We start from the raw sequence: 20,442 nt of genomic DNA, 5'->3' as shown, positions 1-20,442 counted from the left end.
ACTTTATTGTTTGGTACCTTTAAAGATATAACATTTTTCCAATTGACCGGCTGATTTGAGATCTGAAGATGCTTATAACATTATTCTTGAATCAATTCAAAACAGTTTCAAAAACACCAAGGTTACCCTTGCCTTGTGGACTTATATGTCAAATTGCATTAGCACTAAGGAACCGCCGTATGCCGAACGGCACGTACGGTGGTGTGAGAGGTCGGAAAACGAAAGTAGGAAGAAAACTAACTACTTCGTTTTCCTCCTACTCAATTTAATATGTCTTTACTGCCGGATATGAAAAAAAGGCTAGAATTTTGATACACTCTTCTATATTCAGTATCAGATAATTACATTGTATGTATGCCTGATATGAGTATTTTTAATCCTCTTGCATCCCACAAGGTTTCATTTGATTTGTAGGATTCGAACAGGTTGTTGTTTTACTTCATCCAGTGGGACGGCTTGATAGGCGACTTTTGAAAAATCAATATCTTTGAGTCGGATACTACGTATCTCGCTGTTGTACATCGTACGGTAATAAATAATACGGTGTTTCATGTCTGTAGCCGAAGTCCATTGGGTAGCACTGGGAATGTCGGCGGGGATTTTTCCTCCGGTAAATTCAATGCCTACGGGAATGTCGAAATTGTTCAATATCTGGAATGACTGAAGAACCGTTTTTAGTGCGTTTTCCTGTTTGGGTGCTGTGGCTTGATAGAATGCAGCTCTTACGAAACGTGAAGGAGGAGTCACATCACCTGGGATACCGAGGAATCCGCTTCCTGCCCCGAAAGAAGCCAGTCGCGTATCGCCCAATGATTGGGAAGGAGCTGAACCGGGATAGAGGTTCACGTAGTTATTAAGATTGGTCAGGTGCCATTCGAATCCGGGTGAATTGGTCAGTACGCCTAGGTCGTTTTCGTAAAACCGGGCTTTTCCTTGAACGATTTCCAGTACAATTTGTCGTCCGCTGACATCGGTAAACCGCCAATGAACGGTAGAAGCACGCGGGTCGATACTGATGATGTGTGCTTCGTTTACTTTTTCTGTCACTTCTTCCAGTGTAGCACATTCGCCCAATATCCAAGCAACCAGTTGCAGGTCGGCTATGCTGGTATCTTTTTGGGCAGGGTTGTAAGTTTCGTATTCTCCATAATTGGGAAAATAAAATAGTCCGGCAGATAAGCCGGCTTCATTGATACCTTCGGCAATGAAGTCTTTTTGTTCTACTGCAAGCCCTACATAACCATAACGTGCAGTAAATGTCATGCCTTTGTTTCCATCGGGAGTAAGCGAATGCATTGTATAGCCTCGTGGTACAATGATATACTGGCTGTTCAGGTCGCTGCCTCCCCATTCGATGGTACGGGCTACGATGGTGGTACTGTCTTGGCTGGTTAGGGTGATTCCTGTACAGGCATTTGCCGGGAGCGATACGTTGAGCATGCCGGCGAAGGCTAAGATTGAAATGATGGATGGTGTTTTCATGGTTTTTGAGTTTTTAAGTTTTTGAGTTTTTAAGTTTTTGGGTTTTTAAGTTTTTGGGTTTTTAAGTTTTGGGGTTTTTGAGTTTGAGCGTTCTTAAAGGGTTTCCCGACTTATAAACTTATTAACAATCTATGTGGTTAAATGGTTCAAGTTTTCATCAGATAGAGTTTTCCGTTCTCTTGTTTGATGCGTTCTTCCGAAAGCAGGTACGTCAGTACGTTCAGAATTTTTTCTTCGGGTACAGACAAGGCATGAATCACTTCCTGTGGGGTGTGGGGATGTCTGTTCAGCAAGTTTTTTATATCGGAAGCAATGTCTTCGTATTCACCTTTTTTTAATCCGGATGTATGTTTCTCAAGGCATACGTCACATTGTCCGCAATTATGTTCATTATTTTCACCGAAATAATGCAGCAGCATCCGGCTTCGGCACTGGTCGTTGCTCTCGGCATATTCCAACATTGCCTGTATGCGTTTTTCATAACTTCTTTTCCGGTCTTCGTATACTTCTTTGTTTAATACAATACGGTTCGTGTCTTGCCTCTCGCGTGTATATATAATATAAGGAGTCTTTTTGCCCGGTATATAGTGTAGGATATGTCGTTTGGTCAAAAGGATGAGCGTATCATATACCTGTTGGCGTGAAAGTCCGCTTCTTTGGGCTAAAGTTTCTTCATTGATGTATGCATAATCGCTGAACAGGCCGGTGTACGAGCGCAGGATAATGCGGAGCAGTTTTTCTGTATCCTGGTTATGCTCTTCCATACGGTATAATTCATCGCGGCGCAGGGTGAAAATAAGACGGGAGGCATTGTCTTGTTCATCGGTATATTCCAGGTATCCTGCGCGGGTCAGTATTTTCAGGGCACTGTCTACGCGAACTGGAAAATGCTTGAAGCGCTGACAGAACTCATCGATGTTGAAAGCGAAAGTACATCCTCTGCCATCACCCATGGCCATCTGGTAATAGTAGTTGATGTGTTCATATACTTGGCGGATATAGTCTTTTTCTGGAAAGGCATCACTTATCCGTTTTTTCAAAATAGTCTTGTCACTTTGTGCATACAGTAAGACCGCGTATGCTTTTTGTCCATCACGTCCCGCACGTCCGGCTTCTTGAAAATAGGCTTCCGGTGAATCTGGAAAATCGATATGAATAACCAGCCGCACGTCCGGTTTATCAATGCCCATCCCGAAGGCATTGGTAGCCACCATTACACGATACGTACCTGCCTGCCAGCCTTTTTGTCGCAAGTCTTTGGTTTTGTTGTCTAGTCCGGCATGGTAGAAAGTGGCACTGATATCGTGCTGGTTTAGGAATAGTGATATTTCTTTGGTGCGTTTCCGGTTTCGTGTATAGACGATTGCAGAACCTTGCACTTGGTTAAGGATATGTAGCAATTCACCGCTTTTATCTTCCGTGCGGCGGACAATATAGGCAAGGTTTTTGCGCTCGAAACTCATCCGGAATACGTTTTCTTCGCGGAAGGCAAGCCGTACTTGGATGTCCTTTACCACTTCGGGGGTAGCTGTAGCTGTCAGTGCCAGTACGGGTACATCGGGCAAGAGTTTGCGCACATCGGCTATTTTCAGGTAGGCAGGACGGAAATCATATCCCCATTGCGAAATGCAGTGTGATTCGTCTACTGTTATCATGCTTACTTTCATACTGCGCAACTTGTTCTGGAAGATTTCGGTGCCGAGCCGTTCGGGTGAAATGTATAGAAACTTATAGTCACCGAAGATGCAGTTTTCCAGTGCAATGACAATCTCCTCACGCGTCATACCCGAGTAGACTGCCTGTGCCTTGATACCGTGTTTTCGCAGGTTTTGTACTTGGTCTTTCATCAGGGCAATCAGCGGAGTGATGACCAGGCATAGTCCGGGATTCGCCAGGGCAGGCACTTGAAAGGTAATGGACTTTCCACCGCCCGTAGGCATCAGCCCCAACGTGTCACGTCCACTACCGATACTGGAGATAATGTCTTCCTGTATGCCTCGGAAATTGTCATATCCCCAGTAGTGTTTCAATATGCTTTTATAATCGGTCATGTCTGTTTGCTCGGTTTAATATCCTCTATTTGTAACTGAATGTCTCCTCGTTTATGAGTGTTTTCTTCAATGGTATAGCAGATATTAAACGATTGTTTGGTCTTGATATAACGAGCCTGCGAACTTTGTCCGAATGCGATTCCGTTCATCACATTGTTTGACTTGTTGTCTACCAATTCCAATTTGATATGCTCCTGGTCACGTCCTACTACTTTACTCGTGCCATAATCGTAAACGTTCAGCGTAGAGAATACCGGTTTCGGGTTTTCAGGTCCGAAAGGATTGAACTTCTTCAAGTCGAAGAAGAATTTCGGAGTGATATCCCTGAAATCCAGTTGGGCATCGATATCAATGGTGGCACTGGTCTGTTCAGGTAGGATATGGTCGGTTACATACTCTTCGAAACGCCGGGTAAACTCCGGTACGTTTTCTATTTTCATCGAAAGCCCTGCGGCATATGTATGTCCGCCGAAGTTTTCCAGCAAATCCCGGCAATATTCGATGGCTTTATATACATCAAATCCCGATACCGAACGTGCAGAGCCGGTGGCAAGATTATCGGTTCGTGTCAATACAACGGCAGGTCGGTAATAGATTTCCGTCAGACGTGATGCGACGATACCGATTACTCCTTTGTGCCAGGCTTCGTTGTAAATGACAATAGATCGCCGTTCGGACAAATTGTCCAAATGGTCGACAATCTTGTTTGCCTCTTCCGTCATATTCTTATCCAGGTCTTTCCGTGTTTCATTATACCGGTTGATCTGATTGGCTTTTTCCAATGCTGCAGGGAAATCTTTTTCCGTGAGCAGGTCTACGGCTTCCTTTCCATTCTGTATACGGCCGGACGCATTGATGCGGGGACCTATCTTAAAGATAATGTCACTCATGTTGAGTTCCCTGTCAGACAAGCCGCATACATCGATGATGGCTTTCAGTCCTACGCTGGGGTTGGTATTCAGTTGGCGTAAGCCATGATAAGCCAGTACCCGGTTTTCTCCCATGATGGGTACAATATCAGATGCGATGCTTACTGCTACCAAGTCTAACAGAGGAGTCAGTTGATGAAACTCTATCCCGTTGTTCAGTGCAAAGGCTTGCATAAACTTGAAGCCCACTCCACAACCCGACAAGTGATCGTAAGGATAAGTCGAGTCAAACCGTTTCGGGTTCAAGATGGCAACCGCGACCGGCAATGTATCATCGGGTACATGATGGTCGCAGATGATAAAATCGATACCTTTTTCCTTGGCATAGGCGATTTCCTCTACCGCTTTGATGCCACAATCCAACACAATAATCAGCTTTACGCCGGTTTCGTACGCATAATCCACTCCTTTTTTCGATACTCCATACCCTTCGTTATAACGGTCGGGGATGTAATAGTCGATGTTCGAATAGAACTGCTGGAGGAATTTGTATACCAGTGCAACGGCGGTTGTGCCGTCCACGTCATAGTCTCCATACACCATGATGCGCTCTTTCCGTCCCATGGCTTTATTCAGGCGCTCCACGGCTAGACTCATGTCTTTCATGAGAAACGGGTCGTGCAGTTCGTTCAGTTGCGGGCGGAAAAAGCGTTTGGCTTCACCAGCCGAGGTAATACCTCTTTGTAAGAGCAGCCGGCAAAGAATTGGGCTGATGCCAATTTCTTTCGCCAGAGCCTTAGCTGCTTCCCGTTCTTCGAGTGTAGGAGGTTGATAGTTCCATTTGTAGTTCATTTATATATTTTTTTTCTTTCTTTTTCTGCATTCAAAGGAGCGGGGTATGAATACTTGAAAATATGCCCTGCTCTTTCAACTTGTAAAAGTAAGAAAAAAGCAAGAAAAAAACGGCTAATTCCCGAATTATTTTCAGGAACCAGCCGTTTAATTATTTATAAATATTCTATATTATTGATTTACAGCCCCAGTTTTTTGGCTATATCTGCCGGGATTGCTTTTTTATGTACCAGTATATTCATAGTTTTATAAGCGACGAAAGTTTTCGATGCATACCAGATGCCTTTGTACTTGCCTTCCGTGCCCCATGAATTTTTTACCATAAAGTATTCTTTTCCGTTCTGGTCTTTGGCGATGCCGTAGATGACCATGCCGTGGTCGTCGGTCGTTTCCCAATTGTCGAAAGCTTCCTGGCGCATCTCTTGGGTTACGGTGATTTCCGGAAGCGGTTTGGCAGTAAGCTCTTTGCGTTTGTCTGCAGGGCTCAAACCCAGCCAATGTGCCATATCCGAGCCTGTCAGTTCGGCGCCTTTTTCCACATCGGGGCATACGGCAACTCCATTGCGTGTGAAGCCTTGTTCGCTTACATCAGCTCCCCAGGCGAATGTGTATCCATTGTTGATGGCGTTTTCCATTACTGCCATCAGTTCGTCAATGGGAAGGTTATACGACAAAGCGTTGCGCCAGTTGTCTTGCACTTCGATGCTGAACTGTTTGTAGAACGGATGGTGTGTGTACGAGGTCAGCGAAACATAGTCATCCATATTCAATCCCAATACTTCATCGGCGAAGGTTCGCGGTGTGTAGGTCTTGCCTTTATAGGTGAATTGTTCCGGACATTTGCCCAGGTAAGTATCGTAAATGGCACATACTCCGTTTTTCCAGACTGGACTTAATTTTTTCAATTTGCCTTTGGCTATGGCATCTACATACCCTGAAGCTACGGCATCCAGTTCGTTGTGGTTCGGGAGTGAATCGCCGTACATGATGCCCGGCATGGCTTCTTGGGGCACCATTCCATAGTTTTCGTAACAGTATACGATATCTTCAAAACTTCCGCCCGGCGAGAAGGAAGCATCGCCGTGATAACGCACGTAGTTTACGGCACGGTCTTCCATCGTATGATGTACAACGAACATTTCCGACAAGTCGAACTCTCCTTTTCCCAACCGGAGCAGTTCCGATTCGAAGAAACCGAGGGTAGAGAACGACCAGCACGTGCTCGACTGGTTTTGATCTTTGATGGAAGTAATCGGGTTTTCTTTTACCGTAGTAAATACAAATCCTTCTTCTTCTGTCTTGTCTTTCTTAGGACCTTTGGCATATACATTGCTAAAGCAGATGCCCATTGCTAAAATTGCGATAAGTTTATTCATTGTTATTTATAGAGTTAATAGTTAATAATTAATACTTAATAACGGCGGATGCTTTCGATTTCCGCTATTCACCATTAATTATTAATTGTTCATTATTTAATTATTAATTACTTCATGATTTCTTCCACTTCCTCGATGGTGATGGGGATATGTTTTTCACCGGTGAAGCGCGAACCGCCGGGGATAATCAGGATATCGTCTTCCAGTCGGATGCCCCCGAAATCCTTATACTTATCAATGGCATTGAAGTCGAGGAAGTCGGTATGCATTTTGTCGGCACGCCATTTATCTATCAGGTCGGGGATAAAATAGCAACCCGGTTCGTCGGTGATGACGAAGCCTTCCTGTAAGCGTCGTCCCATACGCAAGGATGCCAGGCCGAACTGTTCGGAAGGACGTACTTCATCGTCATAACCAACGTAACATTGTCCCAGGTCTTCCATGTCGTGTACATCGATACCCATCATGTGTCCCAGTCCGTGGGGCATGAACAGGGCATGTGCTCCTGCTGCTACGGCATCCTCTACGTTGCCTTTCATCAGTCCCAGGTCTTTCAGCCCTTGTGCCAGTACACGGCACACTTCCAGATGGACCGATTTGTAGGTGATACCCGGACGTGCCAGTTCCAGGGCACGGTCGTGACAAGCCAGCACGATGCTGTACACGTCACGCTGGCGGCTGGTGAACTTGCCTCCTACCGGGATGGTACGTGTATGGTCTGAGCAATAGTTGGTCGTACTTTCGGCTCCTGCATCGGTCAGCATCAGTCTGCCTGCCTGAAGTATCTGGCTATGGTCATGGTTGTGCAAGGTCTGTCCGTTCTGGCTCAAGATTGTGGCGAAAGATACCATATTGCCGTAAGATGCGGCAATGCCGTCCAGTACACCGGCGATGTATTGTTCGGATACACCCGGTTTGCAAAGTTTCATTGCTGCGGTATGCATTTCATAACCGATGTTGCAGGCTTTGTCGATTTCTTCTATTTCGCAGGGTTCTTTTACCGAACGTAAGGCTACTACCGCCTTGATGAGTTCAAGCGAGCTGTGCTGTCTGACCAGTGAGGCACGGATGCCGGTCAGGTCTTCCAGCAAGAGCATGTTGTCGTAGCGGTAAGGAGGCAGGAAATGAATTTTCCGACGTTGGGCGATGGCTTTGCCTATCACCTCTTTCAGCTTACCAAAGGGGAAACTTTTGTCTATTCCTACTCGTGCAGCCAGTTCTTTTACGCTGGGTTGGAGACCCATCCAGATGATATCGTCCATCGTGACGTCATCGCCGAAAAAGTAATCTTCGCCGGAATCTGCATCAAGTATTCCTGCATATCCCGGATGGGCATGTCCGAAAAAATAAAGAAACGAACTGTCCTGACGGAATTTATAGGTATTGTCGGGATAATTGGCTGGTGCCTCATTGTTTCCCAATATCAGGATTAGGCCGTTGCCGACCTTGTCCCTTAACGCCTGACGGCGTTTGCTATATACGGTAGATTCGAACATATTGTTATGGTTTTTGGTAATACCTTTGTAGTAAGTATTGCAAAAGTAGAAAATTAAATTGAAAAGTTCTCTCTATATTCTGAAAAATGTATCTTTGTAGCAAATAAAAGAAATGAATATCCGCATTTTGCCCAATTGGCTGTAGGGGATGTTTGCGGATTCAAATAAAAGAAAGGTTATGGCTATGGATTATTCAAAAATGGGTTTAGTATTGGAAGGAGGAGGCATGCGTGGGGTGTTCACCTGCGGTGTGCTCGACTATTTTATGCAGAAAGGCATAGAGTTTCCTTATGTTGTCGGCGTTTCGGCTGGTGCATGCAACGGTCTGTCTTATTTGTCGCACCAGCCGGGCAGGGCACGTTACAGCAACATCGAGATGCTGGCTAAATACCGTTACATCGGGTTGAAGTATCTGTGGCACCAGCACAGCATTCTTGACCAGCATCTGCTGTATGAAAAGTTTCCTGCTACGATATTGCCTTTCGATTACGAAGCATATTTCCGTAACCCTGCACGTTTTGAGATGGTGACCACTAATTGTGTCACCGGCAGGGCCTGTTATCTGGAAGAGAAACACGACCGCGGGCGCCTGCTGGCAATTGCCAAAGCATCGAGCAGCTTGCCTTATGTGTGTCCGATAACGTGGGTAGACGGGAGTCCCATGCTCGATGGAGGTATTGTCGATTCTATTCCGGTGATGCGTGCTGTTTCGCAAGGATATGCCAAGAATGTGGTTGTGCTTACCCGGAACCGGGGCTATCGGAAGACGGAAAAAGATATCCGCATACCGCGTATCATCTATACGCGCTATCCTCGTTTGCGTGTAGCGTTGAGCCGGCGGTGTCAGGCATACAATGAGCAGTTGGAAATGATAGAGAGGCTGGAAGATGAAGGGCGTATCATAGCCATCCGTCCCGAAGCGCCCGTGAAAGTAAACCGGATAGATAAAGACATCCAGAAACTGACCGCGCTTTATGAAGAAGGTTTGCGTTGTGCCGAAAAAGTGGTGGGTTAATGGGGTGATTCCGCATTTGCCTACAAGAAGTTGTTTAAAGGAGTTAGAGGGAGTTAAAAGCCAATACTTCTGTGCTATTGGCATTTAACTCCCTCTAACTCCTTTAAATTCTTCTAACTCTTTCTAATTACTGGGGTTTTGAGAGCAGTAATGACTATTTCGCGAAGCTTACGGCGCGTGTTTCGCGGATAACCGTAATCTTGACTTGTCCCGGATATGTCATTTCGTCTTGTATCTTTTTGGCGATTTCGGTAGACAGGCTTTCGGTCTGCTTGTCGTCTATCTTGTCTGCGCCTACGATGACACGAAGCTCTCGGCCTGCCTGGATGGCATACGTCTTGGTTACGCCCGGATAAGACATGGCAAGTTGTTCCAGGTCGTTGAGACGTTTGATATAAGCTTCTACAATTTCGCGTCGTGCTCCCGGACGTGCTCCAGAGATGGCATCGCATACCTGTACGATAGGAGCCAGAAGGCTGGTCATTTCCACTTCATCGTGGTGGGCACCGATGGCGTTGCAGATGTCTGGTTTTTCCTTATATTTTTCAGCCAGTTTCATACCCAGCAGTGCATGGGGCAGTTCAGGTTCTTCATCGGGCACTTTGCCGATATCGTGCAACAGGCCGGCACGTTTGGCTTTTTTGGGGTTCAGTCCCAGTTCGGATGCCATGATGGCACACAGGTTGGCTGTTTCACGTGCATGTTGCAACAGATTCTGTCCATACGAAGAGCGGTATTTCATCTTACCGATGATACGGATCAGTTCGGGATGCAAACCGTGGATACCCAGGTCGATGGTTGTCCGCTTACCGGTTTCGATAATTTCATCTTCTACCTGCTTTTTCACCTTAGCCACCACTTCTTCGATGCGTGCCGGATGGATACGTCCGTCGGTTACCAGTTGGTGTAATGCCAAACGGGCTATTTCTCGGCGTACGGGGTCGAACGCCGAAAGGACAATGGCTTCGGGCGTATCGTCAACTACAATTTCCACTCCCGTAGCGGCTTCCAAGGCACGGATATTTCTTCCTTCCCGTCCGATAATCCGTCCTTTTATCTCGTCCGATTCAATATGGAATACGGTTACAGAGTTTTCAATGGCGGTTTCGGTTGCTACGCGCTGGATGGTTTGTATGACAATGCGTTTTGCCTCGCGGTTTGCCGACATTTTGGCATCATCCATGATGTCGTTGATATACGATTGTGCTTCCGTTTTGGCTTCTTCTTTCAGCGATTCGACGAGACGTTCTTTAGCCTCTTCAGCAGACAGTCCCGACAAGGCTTCCAGTTTTTTACGTTCTTGTGCCTGGAGGGCATCCAGTTCTTCTTTCTTCTTGTCGATAACCACCAGCTGTGCATCAAGGTTTTCGCGGATGGCTTCGGTTTCATTCCGTTTGCGTTGCAGTTCCTCGTGCTTTTGGCTTAATACCATTTCGCGCTGCTTCAGTTTGTTTTCAGCCTGTTGGATTTTCTGGTTGCGTGCTGTTACTTCTTTTTCCAGCTCGGCTTTCTTGTTCAGAAATTTTTCTTTGACCTCCAGCAACTTGTTTTTCTTGATAACTTCTGCTTCTGTTTCGGCCTCCTTTATAATTTTATCGTACCGCGATTTCAGGCCGAACTTGAAAAAAGCGTACGAAATTGCTCCTCCTACCAGGAAAGCAACAACCGTGAATATTACTACTGTTGTAAACATTACTATTTAGTTTAAAAATATAAATAAAAAACGCACATACTTTCCTGCCGGTTTGTTCCGGCATTCCAGTTGTGCGTAAAATCTTCCTTGTTCTATACTAAACTTTCCTGTCTCCTAATCGTCAGGTTTAGGATGAATGCATTCATCTATATCATCAGCCAGCTGTTTCAGTTTTTCTGCATACGGCTGTGTATCATTCCGGTCTTTCAAGGATACATTCTCAAAAGAGAGTTCCAGTGCAGTCATAGCCCAGTGTTTGGCCAGGCTGAACTCCGGATACATACTGCGATATTTGTTTAGTTTATAGTCAATCTGCTTAGCCGCCTTCCTATATAGCTCTTCCTTGTCGCGGTCAATGACCAAGGGATATAGTTCGTTGTCGATCCGCAGATGTATTTTTAATTTGTCGTCTTTCATGACTCGTTTACCTTTTGGCTTATTCATTCAGCAAAGCGATACATTTTTCGACTTCACGCACCAGCCTCGTCAACCTTTTCTTCGTATCATTGAGTTCCGTATCGTTGATACTGATTATACGGGCCATTTTCAAATTGGCATATCTTGACTCCAGTTCTTTCCGGTCACTTTCCATACGTGCGATAGCAGCTTCCTTTTCTTCCAAAAGGTGCCGGAGTGAAGCTATTTCCTTTTTCTGTTCTTCGAACAGGAACAGCAGGTTTCTTAATCTTCCTTCAAACGTATTCAGTAGCCTTTTGTCTTCTTCCGTCATTTTTTGCCAAATTCTACACAAATATAATGGATTGCTCAGAAACTCAAAAATTTTTGCGCTTATATTTTCAGAAAAAGTGGATTTTGCGTTTTTATAACATTATATGAATGCCCGCATTTCATCCATAAGGAGTCATTTCAGGGAGTTAGAAACCAATACTTTTACTAATGGAAATCCTAACAGAACTATTGTCTTTTAACTCCTGTGAGCGAAGCGCAGGACAGTTCGTGTTACCCCGGAATGTCCATGTTCCAGCAGCGGTCGCACAGGTTCAGGTAATCCATTTCGGGACGTGTTCCGAACACCAGGGCATAGAAAGCCGTTTCCTTACGTTTCAGTCCCAAAATCTGTTTCATCAGTGTTTCAGATATGGGGGGCATTTCGAAATCGGAAATCATCACTACATCCGAACGGTGCCATCCGTTGCTGTTTATCATTCGCACCGCTTCGTCTACGGCCTGTTCCATGCTGGTGCCTCCCCCGAAACTATGGTTCAGAAATTCCACCAGCACAGGTAAGTCGGTATACAGGTCTTTTACCAGCAGATGTTCGGTTTCTTCCGAAAAATTGATGATGTAACACTTGCGGTGTGTGCTTTCGGTAAGGCGGGCAATGGCGAGTACGGCCGATTTGGCAAGTTGTTCCCGCTTGCCTTCCATCGATCCGGATGTATCCAGGCAAATGACAAAGGGACCTTGTCCGCTTACTTCCCTCTTGCCCGGCTGTGCCGCCGAACGGTCTTCTTGCGAACGGCTGTCGAACATCTGCAAGCGTTTTTCCGTGTAGCGTTGCATAAAGACGGGACGTAGTGTTTCTTCGGCAAAATAGCAATACTCTATGGGTAACAGGTGATTCAGGTCGTTGCCCAGCGTAATGCCTTCGATGTCGCTTTGTGTGGCATGACGCACCAACTGCTCTTTTTGTGCTCCCGATAAGGGGGCGAAGCGTTTCTTTTCTCCCTGGCTTCTTTTGCCCAGTACCCGTACCAGTTCGTGTATGTGCCGGTTCTGTTCCATTGTTTTCTCGTAATGCATCACCTTCCGGTACAGTTCCGGATGGTTGTACAATAGCCAGCGGATGCGCGAACTTATCAGGTTGGTCTCGGTCTTCATGCCTGTACTTGCCTTCAGCAGTGCAAAACTGTTGCATAAAGAGGCGATGTGATGATACTGGTAATCGTATTCCTTGGCGGTAAGCAGGCGGTGCCACTTGTTTAGAAAAAACTCCTGTAAGTTTTTCCGCCCGGCATCTGTGCTGGCCGGTTGTTCCAGTTTTCCGATGTAATACGGCACATCCAGTTCGGTAAGTGCATAGCGCTTACGGAAAGCCGGGAGCATCCGCTTCAGAAAAAGTAGGAAATCGCCGGGCGACAAAGACTCAGCATCGTAGAACATCTCCCATTCGGGCGTATAGCGGGAGTAAAACTCCTGGAGCGATGGAGATGTCTTGCGGTAATACTGCCATATGGCGTCCTCCAGTTCGGCAGGGAACACGATACGTTTATGCAACGCTTCCTGCAGATGTTTGGAGCAACGCTGACGAAGCTCAGCCAAATAGATTGCCTTCAATGCTTTCAGACGGATATTCCGTGTTCTCTTCCCGATATGCATGTTCCAGTTCGTTTAGTTCGTTCCGATAATCTGCTACCGATGTCTGCTGATGTTCCAGCAATCCCCGTATGATGTCTCGTTCCTGCTCGTTCAGGAACAGGTGCCGGTCTGCATATGCCCATTCTTGTGTATAAAAGTCTTTGCATCCTCCTTCCACCCGTAGCAATAAGTCGTTCAGCTGGCAGAAGCGTTCCTCCAGCTTTTCCTTGTCCGTCCCTGCGGCTTGTGGGGGCAGCGGTTCACAACCGGGCACACACACCAAAGGATATTCGTAATCATTGATAAAGACCGAGCGGTTGCCCTTGCGCAGCGAATAGATTTTATGCTGCGGCACCTTGTTCCGCATCGACAGGTCGTAGCGCTTCAAGATAAAACACTGGCTCTTATACTTGTCTTTGTGCAGGTAGAACAGTTTCCCGATGGTGTCGAGCGACTGATAGTCGGATGCAAACATCAGCAATCTTCCTGCCAGCCGCACTTTGTCTATCTGGTGATAATACGAGTCGACCAACAGCAGTCCCGGATCTCGGTTTTCGTGCACGGCTGCTGCCGATGACAGCTCGTCTTTCAGAGCTTCCATCTCCCTGTGCAAGCCCTGCAGGTTCAACAGATACCCTTCGGCGCTCATCCGAATGGCGTCTGTTACCATCTCATTTATTTCCTCCAGCTGTGATACCTCGTTCCACAGGCAATGGCGTAACAACAGGCAGTCGGTCAGGCGTATGGTGTCCGAACCGTTCAGGAAAGCCGATGTACGTAGCAGCTTCACCAGTTTTTTCCACCTGCGGTCGGACACATACAGAGGTTGCTCCGTCGATTCGGCATTCTGTAGTTTGTGGTTGTGGTCTTCTATTTTTTCTTTCAGCGTATGTATCACTTCGAAAATGGAATAGTGGATGCTGATTGAGCCGATTTTGCCTTGCCATGTCTCATATTCTTGTTCTTCTATTTGCAGGGCGGTATTAACACAAGGTTCGCTTTCGTCTGGCGAAGCTATCATACGGTCGAAGTCAGACTGGTCGGTTATGCCTGTCACCAGCATCCGCACCAGGAAGCGGTCCCACAAGGCGTCCAGTCCCTGTCCTGAGGCAGGCAATTCGTTAGAGGCAGCCACCAGCCCTTTCAGCGGTACCCGGAAAGTATGGTTGCCGTTGCGATATATTTTCTCGTTCAGAATGGTCAGCAGGGCATTCTGTATAGCTGGTCCTGCCTTCCAGATTTCGTCCAGAAAAGCAATGGTAGCAGTAGGCAAATAGCCTTCTGTCATCCGTTCGTACGTGTCGCGGTCTTTCAATTTCGAGATGGAAACCGGACCGAAGATTTCATCGGGGGTACTGAAGCGCGACATCAGGTAATCAAATGAACCTGCATTGCGGAATGCTAGCTTCAATCGTCGCGCCACCATACTTTTTGCTACTCCCGGAGGACCGAGCAGGAAGATGCTTTCGCCTGCCACTGCCGATAGTAGTGACAGGCTTATGATATGCTCTTTGCCGAATACTCGTTCGTTTAATGCTTCCAGCAATAGCCGGATGCGTTGTGTCAGATTTTCCATATTTGTAAAGGAGTTAAGCCGGTGCTTCTGTAAAACCGGCATTTTGCCTGTTGGCTTTAACACTTTTGTTTTTTTACTTTTGTTATTATCCGCAGGGTCTGCATCACCACCGACAGGAATATCATCCCCAGCCCGGCATAAAAACTTGCGTTCAGGTCTTTCGCTTCGCCGAAGATAATCATGGCAAGGATGATGCTGTAGATAGGCTCCAGGTTGTAGGTCAGGTTGAACGTGAACGCCGAAATCCGCTTCAGAACCTGTATCTGCAGGATGTACAGGCATACCGTACAGAGCGAAGCCAATGCCAGCAGGCTCCCCCAGTCGGCGGCAGAAGGCACGAGCGACGTAACCGGAAAGAAATGCAGGTAGAAGGGCAGCAGCAGGCTCAGCCCTGCGAAACCTCCTCCCATTTCATAGAGCAGCACAGTGCCCGACGGATAATCAGACGCTACCCGCTTGTTGCAGATGGTGAAGAGCGAAGCCAGTGCCGACGAGAGGATGCCCATCAGGATGCCCACACGGTAACGGGTATCGAAATGGAATATCAGCACGATGCCCGCCACGCCTATCAGGCTGAACAGCACCTCGCTTGCCGATACCCGGTGTCGGTTGATAAGCGGGTCGAACAGGGCGGTAAAGAAGCTCATCAGCGAGAGGCAGACCACTCCGATAGACACATTCGATGCCTTGATGCTGCCGTAGAAGAACAGCCAGTGCAAGGCAAGCAGCACACCCGTCGCAGCAATCCGTACCGCATCCCGCCGTTGCACCTTGCGTAATTTGTCTAAAACAAACAACACGGCATAAAACATCAGTGTGGCAAGCAGCAGCCGGTACCACACCAGCAGTCCTTCGTTCAACGTAATCACACGCCCGAACACTCCCGTACCACCTGCAATCAGCACCGACAGGTGGAGTTTAAGTAAAGCTTCTTTCATCGTTTAACTGTTTTCCGGTGCAAAGGTAGTCATTTCTCCGGCGAACAGGCAATATGGGCAATAAAGATTTATGCATATCCGCACTTTACCCAATTGGCTGTAGGGGCGTATCGTATGGGATGTTTGCGGATTCAATTAGTATAATCATGATAGAGAAGATAATTTTTCCGCATGGTTTTATATTGCTGGAGGGCGGGTTGCCACGCTGTACGGATTTCAGCTTCAGATTTTCCTTTCAGTATGTCCATCCGCACACTGTCGGTGCCCATCAGCAGGTCAAACCAATGGGGACGGGTGAAGAAGCCTTTTGGATTATTCCGGTAAAGCCGGTAAATTTCAAGGATGTATTTTAAAGAAAAGCCTTCAGGTGCTTCTGTGTGCCGCAGGTCTGAACCGTAACAATAGGTGTTTTTATGCAACGGGTTCATATCCGAACCTTTTAACGGGCGAGGCATAAAACGGAATGTGCAGGTCTTGAGCGTGGGATTCCCGATTACTTGAAATGGGAAAGGGGTACCGCGTCCTATACTTACCGATGTACCTTCGAAAGGACAAAGGGAGGCATAAAGTGCGACGGCTTGATCGTTGGGCAGGTTAGGCGAGGGCTTGACGGGAAGCGAATAGGGCTGTCCGTGATGCCAGCCTGCGACAGGGATTATTCTCAGTCTGCAATGCAAGCCATTCCCCAACCACCCTTCGCCGTTGATCATTTGGGCGATTTCTCCTACCGTACATCCGTGTAATACCGGAATGGGAAGCATCCCTACGAAGCTCTTGAACTTCGGTTGCAATACAGGTCCGTCTATATAGTCGCACGGATTCGGCCGGTCCAATACAATCAGTTCTTTCTCGTTTTCGGCGCAAGCTTGCATCACATAGTATAAAGTACTGATGTAGGTAAAGAAGCGTGCACCTACATCCTGAATATCGAATACGATGATATCGGTATCTTTTAATTGGTCGTTTCGGGGTTTCTTGTCCTTGCCATAAAGAGAGAGAACCGGAATGCCGCTGCGTGCGTCTTTTCCATCTTTGACGATGGCTCCGGCATCTGCTTCTCCCCGTATTCCGTGTTCGGGAGCGAGGATGGATGTTACTTGTATGTTTTGCGATAACAGGGAATCGAGCAAATGCGTCTTTCCGATAAGAGAAGTCTGGTTGACTACCAGTGATACATGTTTCCCTCTGAGCAAGTGCAGGTACAGTCCGGTCTGTTCGGCTCCAGTACGTACTTGGGCATAGAGTGAGGTGAGGGCAGTTGACACGCTCCAACAGATGAAAAACAGGAATAATAATCGATATTTCATAACGGATGAATATTTTTTTGTAATTTCGCGTGTTACAAATATAATAAAATAAGTATATGAATCCATTCGCATTGATTGATAAATTTTATCCGGAAGATAATGAATTGAAGCATATCCTGCTGGTACATAGCCGTTCGGTTGCCGACAAGGCGCTGGCTTTGGCACAGAAACATCCTGAACTGAATCTAGACTTGGCTTTTATTGGTGAGGCGGCGGTGCTGCACGATATTGGCATTTTCCAGACCGATGCTCCTGACATTCAGTGTTTTGGTACTTATCCGTATATCTGCCACGGATATTTGGGAGCAGATTTGGTGCGTAAGGAAGGTTTTCCGCGTCATGCTCTGGTATGCGAACGGCATACCGGTGCCGGTCTTTCTCTGCAGAATATCCTCGACCGTGGTTTACCTTTGCCACATCGTGACATGTTGCCGGTGAGTATGGAAGAACAGATAATCTGTTTTGCAGACAAGTTTTTTTCGAAGACCAAACTAGACAAGGAAAAGAGCCTTGATAAGGCACGCAAGAGTGTTGCTAAGCACGGAGAAGAAGGTGCCGTGCGTTTCGACCATTGGTGCGAGCTTTTTTTATAGTCTTAAAAATACATTAAAAACAAAGGCTTCTGTGTTTATTTACAGGATAATGCTTACTTTTGCAGCGCATTGTGTAAAAAAAGAGTGAATGACGTCATTTAAGAAAACCACATACTCGTTTTTGCTTCTGTTTTTCGTGAGCTGCTTTTTCTCATTGTACGCTGAGGCTCAGCGTGCCAAGGGAAAGCGCGCACGAAAAAACAATACAGAGCTTCGTACAGATTCTTTGCAAGCGGATTCGTTACAGCTTGATTCGTTGATGAGAGACAGCCTTATGGCCGATTCGCTGGCAGCCGACAGTTCGAAAAAAGAACCGCTGGACGCTCCGGTAATTTACGAAGCAAGTGATTCTATAGTCTTTACAAAGGGAGGGTATGCCCATTTGTATGGTAACGGTAAGGTGAATTATCAGAACATCGAACTGACTTCGGCAAAGATTTCGATGAATATGGATAGCAGTACGGTATTTGCCGAAGGAGTGGTGGATACGGCTGGTGTAAGTTCGGGCACTCCGATATTCAAGGATGGAGAGACACCTTACGAATCGAAAACGATGCGTTATAATTTCAAGACCAAGAAAGGTTTTATCAACGATATCATCACCCAACAAGGCGAAGGCTATGTGACCAGCGTGAATGCCAAAAAAGGGGCGGATGATGAAATCTATATGACGGAAGGCAAGTATACGACGTGCGACAATCATGAGCATCCGCACTTCTACCTGAAGCTTTCGATGGCGAAGGTGCGCCCTAAGAAAGACGTGGTATTCGGTCCGGCACAGTTGGTGGTAGAAGATGTACCGTTGCCGCTTGCCATTCCATTCGGTTTCTTTCCTTTCAGCAGCAGCTATTCTTCGGGATTCATCATGCCGACGTATGGTGACGAAATGAACCGTGGTTTCTACCTGCGTGACGGAGGATATTATTTTGCCATCAGCGACAAGATGGACCTGAAACTGTTGGGTGAAATTTATACCAAAGGTTCGTGGGGGCTTTCGGTGGCATCGAATTATAACAAACGGTATAAGTACAGCGGTTACTTTAATGCCAGTTATCTGGTGACAAAGACAGGCGAGAAGAATATGCCCGACTATGCCGTGTCGAAAGACTTCCGCATTCAGTGGAGCCACCGGCAGGACTCTAAGGCAAACCCGAACAGTTCGTTCTCGGCAAGTGTGAACTTTGCGACCAGCAGTTACGACCGTTCCAGCTTGAGTACGTTGTACGACCCTTCTTCGTATAGCAATAATACGAAAGCGTCCAGTATCAGTTACTCACGCAATTTCCCTGAAATCGGATTGAATATTTCGAGTACGTTCAACATTACGCAGAACACTCGCGACTCTTCGCTGAATATGACACTGCCTGATGTAAACATTTCGTTGAGCCGTATTTACCCCTTCAAGCGCAAGAAGGCGGCGGGCAACGAGCGTTGGTACGAAAAAATTTCGTTCCAATATACGGGTGCCTTGACCAATAGTGTGGACACCAAGGATAACCTGCTGTTTAAAACTCCGTTCTCGCAATGGGAGACCGGTATGCGCCACAATATCCCGATTGAGGCGAACTTTACCTTATTTAATTATATAAACATTACTCCTTCGTTCGACTATACAGAGCGTTGGTATACCAAGAAAATCATGCGCAGCTATGATGAACAGCGGCGTGAAGAGGTGCGTGACACCATCAACGGTTTTAATCGTGTGTATGATTATAATATGTCATTGTCGATGAACACCAAACTGTATGGTATGTACAAACCGTTGTTTTGGAAGAGCAAGGACATTACCATCCGTCACGTGGTGACGCCAACTGTGAGCTATACGTATACGCCTGATTTTGGAAGATCAAAATTCGGTTATTATGAAACTTATACCTATACAGACGAAAACGGCGAAGTGCGGACTACAGAATATTCTCCTTTCGAAGGTATGCCGTATGGTGTACCGGGACAAGGGGTTTCACAAACCGTTGCATTCTCATTGAAAAACAATCTGGAAATGAAGATGGCATCGGATAAGGATACGACGGGGTACAAGAAAATCAGTCTGATTGATGACCTGACGGCAAATCTGTCGTATGATATAGCCCAAAAGCGCTGGAGCAACCTGACGATGAGTGCCCGTCTGAAGCTGACCAAGAGTTATACCTTTAATATGAATGCTACCTTTGCCACGTATGCTTATAAATTTGACGAAAACGGAAATGTAGTGACCAGCGACCGCACGGAATGGTCGTACGGACGTTTCGGACGTTTTCAGGGATACAGTGGCTCGTTCTCATATACTCTGAACAATGACACATTCAAGAAACTGTTCGGTAAAGGAGATGACGAGGACAAGAAAGACAAGGACAAAAAAGATGAAGAGGAGGATAGCGATGAAGAGGATAGCGAAAGTACAGACCAGACAAACAATACAGCCAACCGGAAGACGGAAGATGCCAAACTTGACCCTGACGGTTATCTGGCATTCAATATGCCGTGGAGCCTGAGCCTGAGTTACAGTTATAGCATCCGCGAGAATACCAGTGGTAAAATCAATATCAAGAAAATGCGTTATCCGTATGCCTTGACCCATTCGTTGAACATTTCGGGAAATGTGAAGATAGGAAGCCGTTGGAATATCACGTATTCGAGTGGTTACGACTTTACCTCGAAAGAAATGTCTATGACTACGGTAAATATCACCCGCGACCTGCACTGCTTCAATATGAGTTGTGGCCTGGTGTTCGGTCCGTTCACATCGTATAACTTCTCTATCCGTGCCAACTCCAGTATGTTGACCGATGCCTTGAAGTGGGACCAGCGAAGCAATACGGGTAGCCAGGTGACGTGGTACTAAATAATTAATAGTAGTGAATATCCGCCATGACAA

Annotated in this window: 15 protein-coding genes; 3 read left to right on the top strand and 12 right to left on the bottom strand. The window is 46.5% G+C overall.

What is annotated here, in order from left to right; genetic code table 11:
* Positions 1-399 precede the first annotated feature (399 nt).
* The 5 genes from B5F78_RS03995 to B5F78_RS03975 form a co-directional block, all read right to left on the bottom strand.
* The gene (locus B5F78_RS03995; RefSeq protein ID WP_087210050.1) at positions 400-1,482 is read right to left on the bottom strand and encodes a linear amide C-N hydrolase; all 1,083 of its coding nucleotides are present in this window, start codon (positions 1,480-1,482) and stop codon (positions 400-402) included.
* Positions 1,483-1,628: 146 nt separating this feature from the next.
* A complete protein-coding gene (locus B5F78_RS03990; RefSeq protein ID WP_087406086.1) occupies positions 1,629-3,533 on the bottom strand; it encodes a RecQ family ATP-dependent DNA helicase in 1,905 nt (634 codons plus the stop codon).
* Positions 3,530-5,254 carry a single-stranded-DNA-specific exonuclease RecJ gene (recJ, locus tag B5F78_RS03985; protein WP_022039667.1) on the bottom strand — a complete coding sequence of 575 codons (1,725 nt, stop codon included), beginning with the start codon at positions 5,252-5,254 and terminating at the stop codon, positions 3,530-3,532. Before recJ ends, B5F78_RS03990 begins: the two co-directional genes overlap by 4 nt.
* A 179-nt stretch (positions 5,255-5,433) precedes the next feature.
* The gene (locus B5F78_RS03980; RefSeq protein WP_022039666.1) at positions 5,434-6,630 is read right to left on the bottom strand and encodes an aminopeptidase C; all 1,197 of its coding nucleotides are present in this window, start codon (positions 6,628-6,630) and stop codon (positions 5,434-5,436) included.
* Positions 6,631-6,737: 107 nt separating this feature from the next.
* Complete coding sequence (locus B5F78_RS03975; protein ID WP_022039665.1) at positions 6,738-8,126, bottom strand: aminopeptidase P family protein; 1,389 nt, start codon at positions 8,124-8,126, stop codon at positions 6,738-6,740.
* A 178-nt stretch (positions 8,127-8,304) separates the two neighbouring features.
* Here B5F78_RS03975 and B5F78_RS03970 point away from each other — a divergent pair, with 178 nt between their 5' ends.
* Entirely contained in the window at positions 8,305-9,141 is an 837-nt protein-coding gene (locus B5F78_RS03970) for a patatin-like phospholipase family protein (protein ID WP_022039664.1), read from the top strand.
* A gap of 154 nt (positions 9,142-9,295) precedes the next feature.
* Here B5F78_RS03970 and rny read toward each other — a convergent pair whose 3' ends face one another.
* The 7 genes from rny to B5F78_RS03935 all read right to left on the bottom strand — a co-directional run bounded on the left by rny (position 9,296) and on the right by B5F78_RS03935 (position 16,974).
* Positions 9,296-10,834, bottom strand: coding sequence for a ribonuclease Y (gene rny, locus B5F78_RS03965; protein WP_022039663.1), 1,539 nt, complete (start codon positions 10,832-10,834; stop codon positions 9,296-9,298).
* 114 nt (positions 10,835-10,948) lie between these two features.
* A complete protein-coding gene (locus B5F78_RS03960; protein ID WP_022039662.1) occupies positions 10,949-11,251 on the bottom strand; it encodes a cell division protein ZapA in 303 nt (100 codons plus the stop codon).
* A gap of 19 nt (positions 11,252-11,270) precedes the next feature.
* Positions 11,271-11,564 carry a hypothetical protein gene (locus tag B5F78_RS03955; protein ID WP_022039661.1) on the bottom strand — a complete coding sequence of 98 codons (294 nt, stop codon included), beginning with the start codon at positions 11,562-11,564 and terminating at the stop codon, positions 11,271-11,273.
* A gap of 230 nt (positions 11,565-11,794) precedes the next feature.
* Positions 11,795-13,174, bottom strand: a complete 1,380-nt coding sequence (locus B5F78_RS03950) for a vWA domain-containing protein (RefSeq protein WP_087406088.1) — start codon at positions 13,172-13,174, stop codon at positions 11,795-11,797.
* On the bottom strand, positions 13,110-14,729 hold the full coding sequence (locus tag B5F78_RS03945) for an AAA family ATPase (protein ID WP_087251073.1): 1,620 nt from the start codon (positions 14,727-14,729) through the stop codon (positions 13,110-13,112). Before B5F78_RS03945 ends, B5F78_RS03950 begins: the two co-directional genes overlap by 65 nt.
* A gap of 56 nt (positions 14,730-14,785) precedes the next feature.
* Positions 14,786-15,667: a DMT family transporter gene (locus tag B5F78_RS03940; protein ID WP_022039658.1), complete on the bottom strand. Its 882-nt coding sequence runs from the start codon at positions 15,665-15,667 to the stop codon at positions 14,786-14,788.
* Between the two features lie 131 nt (positions 15,668-15,798).
* Complete coding sequence (locus B5F78_RS03935; RefSeq protein WP_087406085.1) at positions 15,799-16,974, bottom strand: exo-beta-N-acetylmuramidase NamZ family protein; 1,176 nt, start codon at positions 16,972-16,974, stop codon at positions 15,799-15,801.
* A gap of 56 nt (positions 16,975-17,030) precedes the next feature.
* On the opposite strand from B5F78_RS03935, the gene B5F78_RS03930 reads away from it, so the two are divergent.
* Together B5F78_RS03930 and B5F78_RS03925 are read left to right on the top strand one after the other, a co-directional pair.
* Positions 17,031-17,567: an HDIG domain-containing metalloprotein gene (locus tag B5F78_RS03930; RefSeq protein WP_022039656.1), complete on the top strand. Its 537-nt coding sequence runs from the start codon at positions 17,031-17,033 to the stop codon at positions 17,565-17,567.
* A gap of 88 nt (positions 17,568-17,655) precedes the next feature.
* Positions 17,656-20,409: a putative LPS assembly protein LptD gene (locus B5F78_RS03925; RefSeq protein ID WP_087210038.1), complete on the top strand. Its 2,754-nt coding sequence runs from the start codon at positions 17,656-17,658 to the stop codon at positions 20,407-20,409.
* Positions 20,410-20,442 lie beyond the last annotated feature (33 nt).

The organism is Bacteroides sp. An279 (assembly GCF_002159615.1).
Classification (GTDB): domain Bacteria; phylum Bacteroidota; class Bacteroidia; order Bacteroidales; family Bacteroidaceae; genus Phocaeicola; species Phocaeicola intestinalis.
Note: the sequence above shows the minus strand (reverse complement) of the source record. Positions and strands in the feature narration are given on the sequence as shown.

Bases quoted from the DNA above. Each gene is read 5' to 3' on its own strand.
- recJ (WP_022039667.1), bottom strand. From the start codon at position 5,254: ATGAACTACAAATGGAACTATCAACCTCCTACACTCGAAGAACGGGAA.
- B5F78_RS03925 (WP_087210038.1), top strand. From the start codon at position 17,656: ATGACGTCATTTAAGAAAACCACATACTCGTTTTTGCTTCTGTTTTTC.
- B5F78_RS03960 (WP_022039662.1), bottom strand. From the start codon at position 11,251: ATGAAAGACGACAAATTAAAAATACATCTGCGGATCGACAACGAACTA.
- B5F78_RS03955 (WP_022039661.1), bottom strand. From the start codon at position 11,564: ATGACGGAAGAAGACAAAAGGCTACTGAATACGTTTGAAGGAAGATTA.
- B5F78_RS03945 (WP_087251073.1), bottom strand. From the start codon at position 14,729: ATGGAAAATCTGACACAACGCATCCGGCTATTGCTGGAAGCATTAAAC.
- B5F78_RS03990 (WP_087406086.1), bottom strand. From the start codon at position 3,533: ATGACCGATTATAAAAGCATATTGAAACACTACTGGGGATATGACAAT.
- B5F78_RS03930 (WP_022039656.1), top strand. From the start codon at position 17,031: ATGAATCCATTCGCATTGATTGATAAATTTTATCCGGAAGATAATGAA.
- B5F78_RS03975 (WP_022039665.1), bottom strand. From the start codon at position 8,126: ATGTTCGAATCTACCGTATATAGCAAACGCCGTCAGGCGTTAAGGGAC.
- B5F78_RS03970 (WP_022039664.1), top strand. From the start codon at position 8,305: ATGGCTATGGATTATTCAAAAATGGGTTTAGTATTGGAAGGAGGAGGC.
- rny (WP_022039663.1), bottom strand. From the start codon at position 10,834: ATGTTTACAACAGTAGTAATATTCACGGTTGTTGCTTTCCTGGTAGGA.
- B5F78_RS03950 (WP_087406088.1), bottom strand. From the start codon at position 13,174: ATGCATATCGGGAAGAGAACACGGAATATCCGTCTGAAAGCATTGAAG.
- B5F78_RS03935 (WP_087406085.1), bottom strand. From the start codon at position 16,974: ATGAAATATCGATTATTATTCCTGTTTTTCATCTGTTGGAGCGTGTCA.
- B5F78_RS03940 (WP_022039658.1), bottom strand. From the start codon at position 15,667: ATGAAAGAAGCTTTACTTAAACTCCACCTGTCGGTGCTGATTGCAGGT.
- B5F78_RS03980 (WP_022039666.1), bottom strand. From the start codon at position 6,630: ATGAATAAACTTATCGCAATTTTAGCAATGGGCATCTGCTTTAGCAAT.
- B5F78_RS03995 (WP_087210050.1), bottom strand. From the start codon at position 1,482: ATGAAAACACCATCCATCATTTCAATCTTAGCCTTCGCCGGCATGCTC.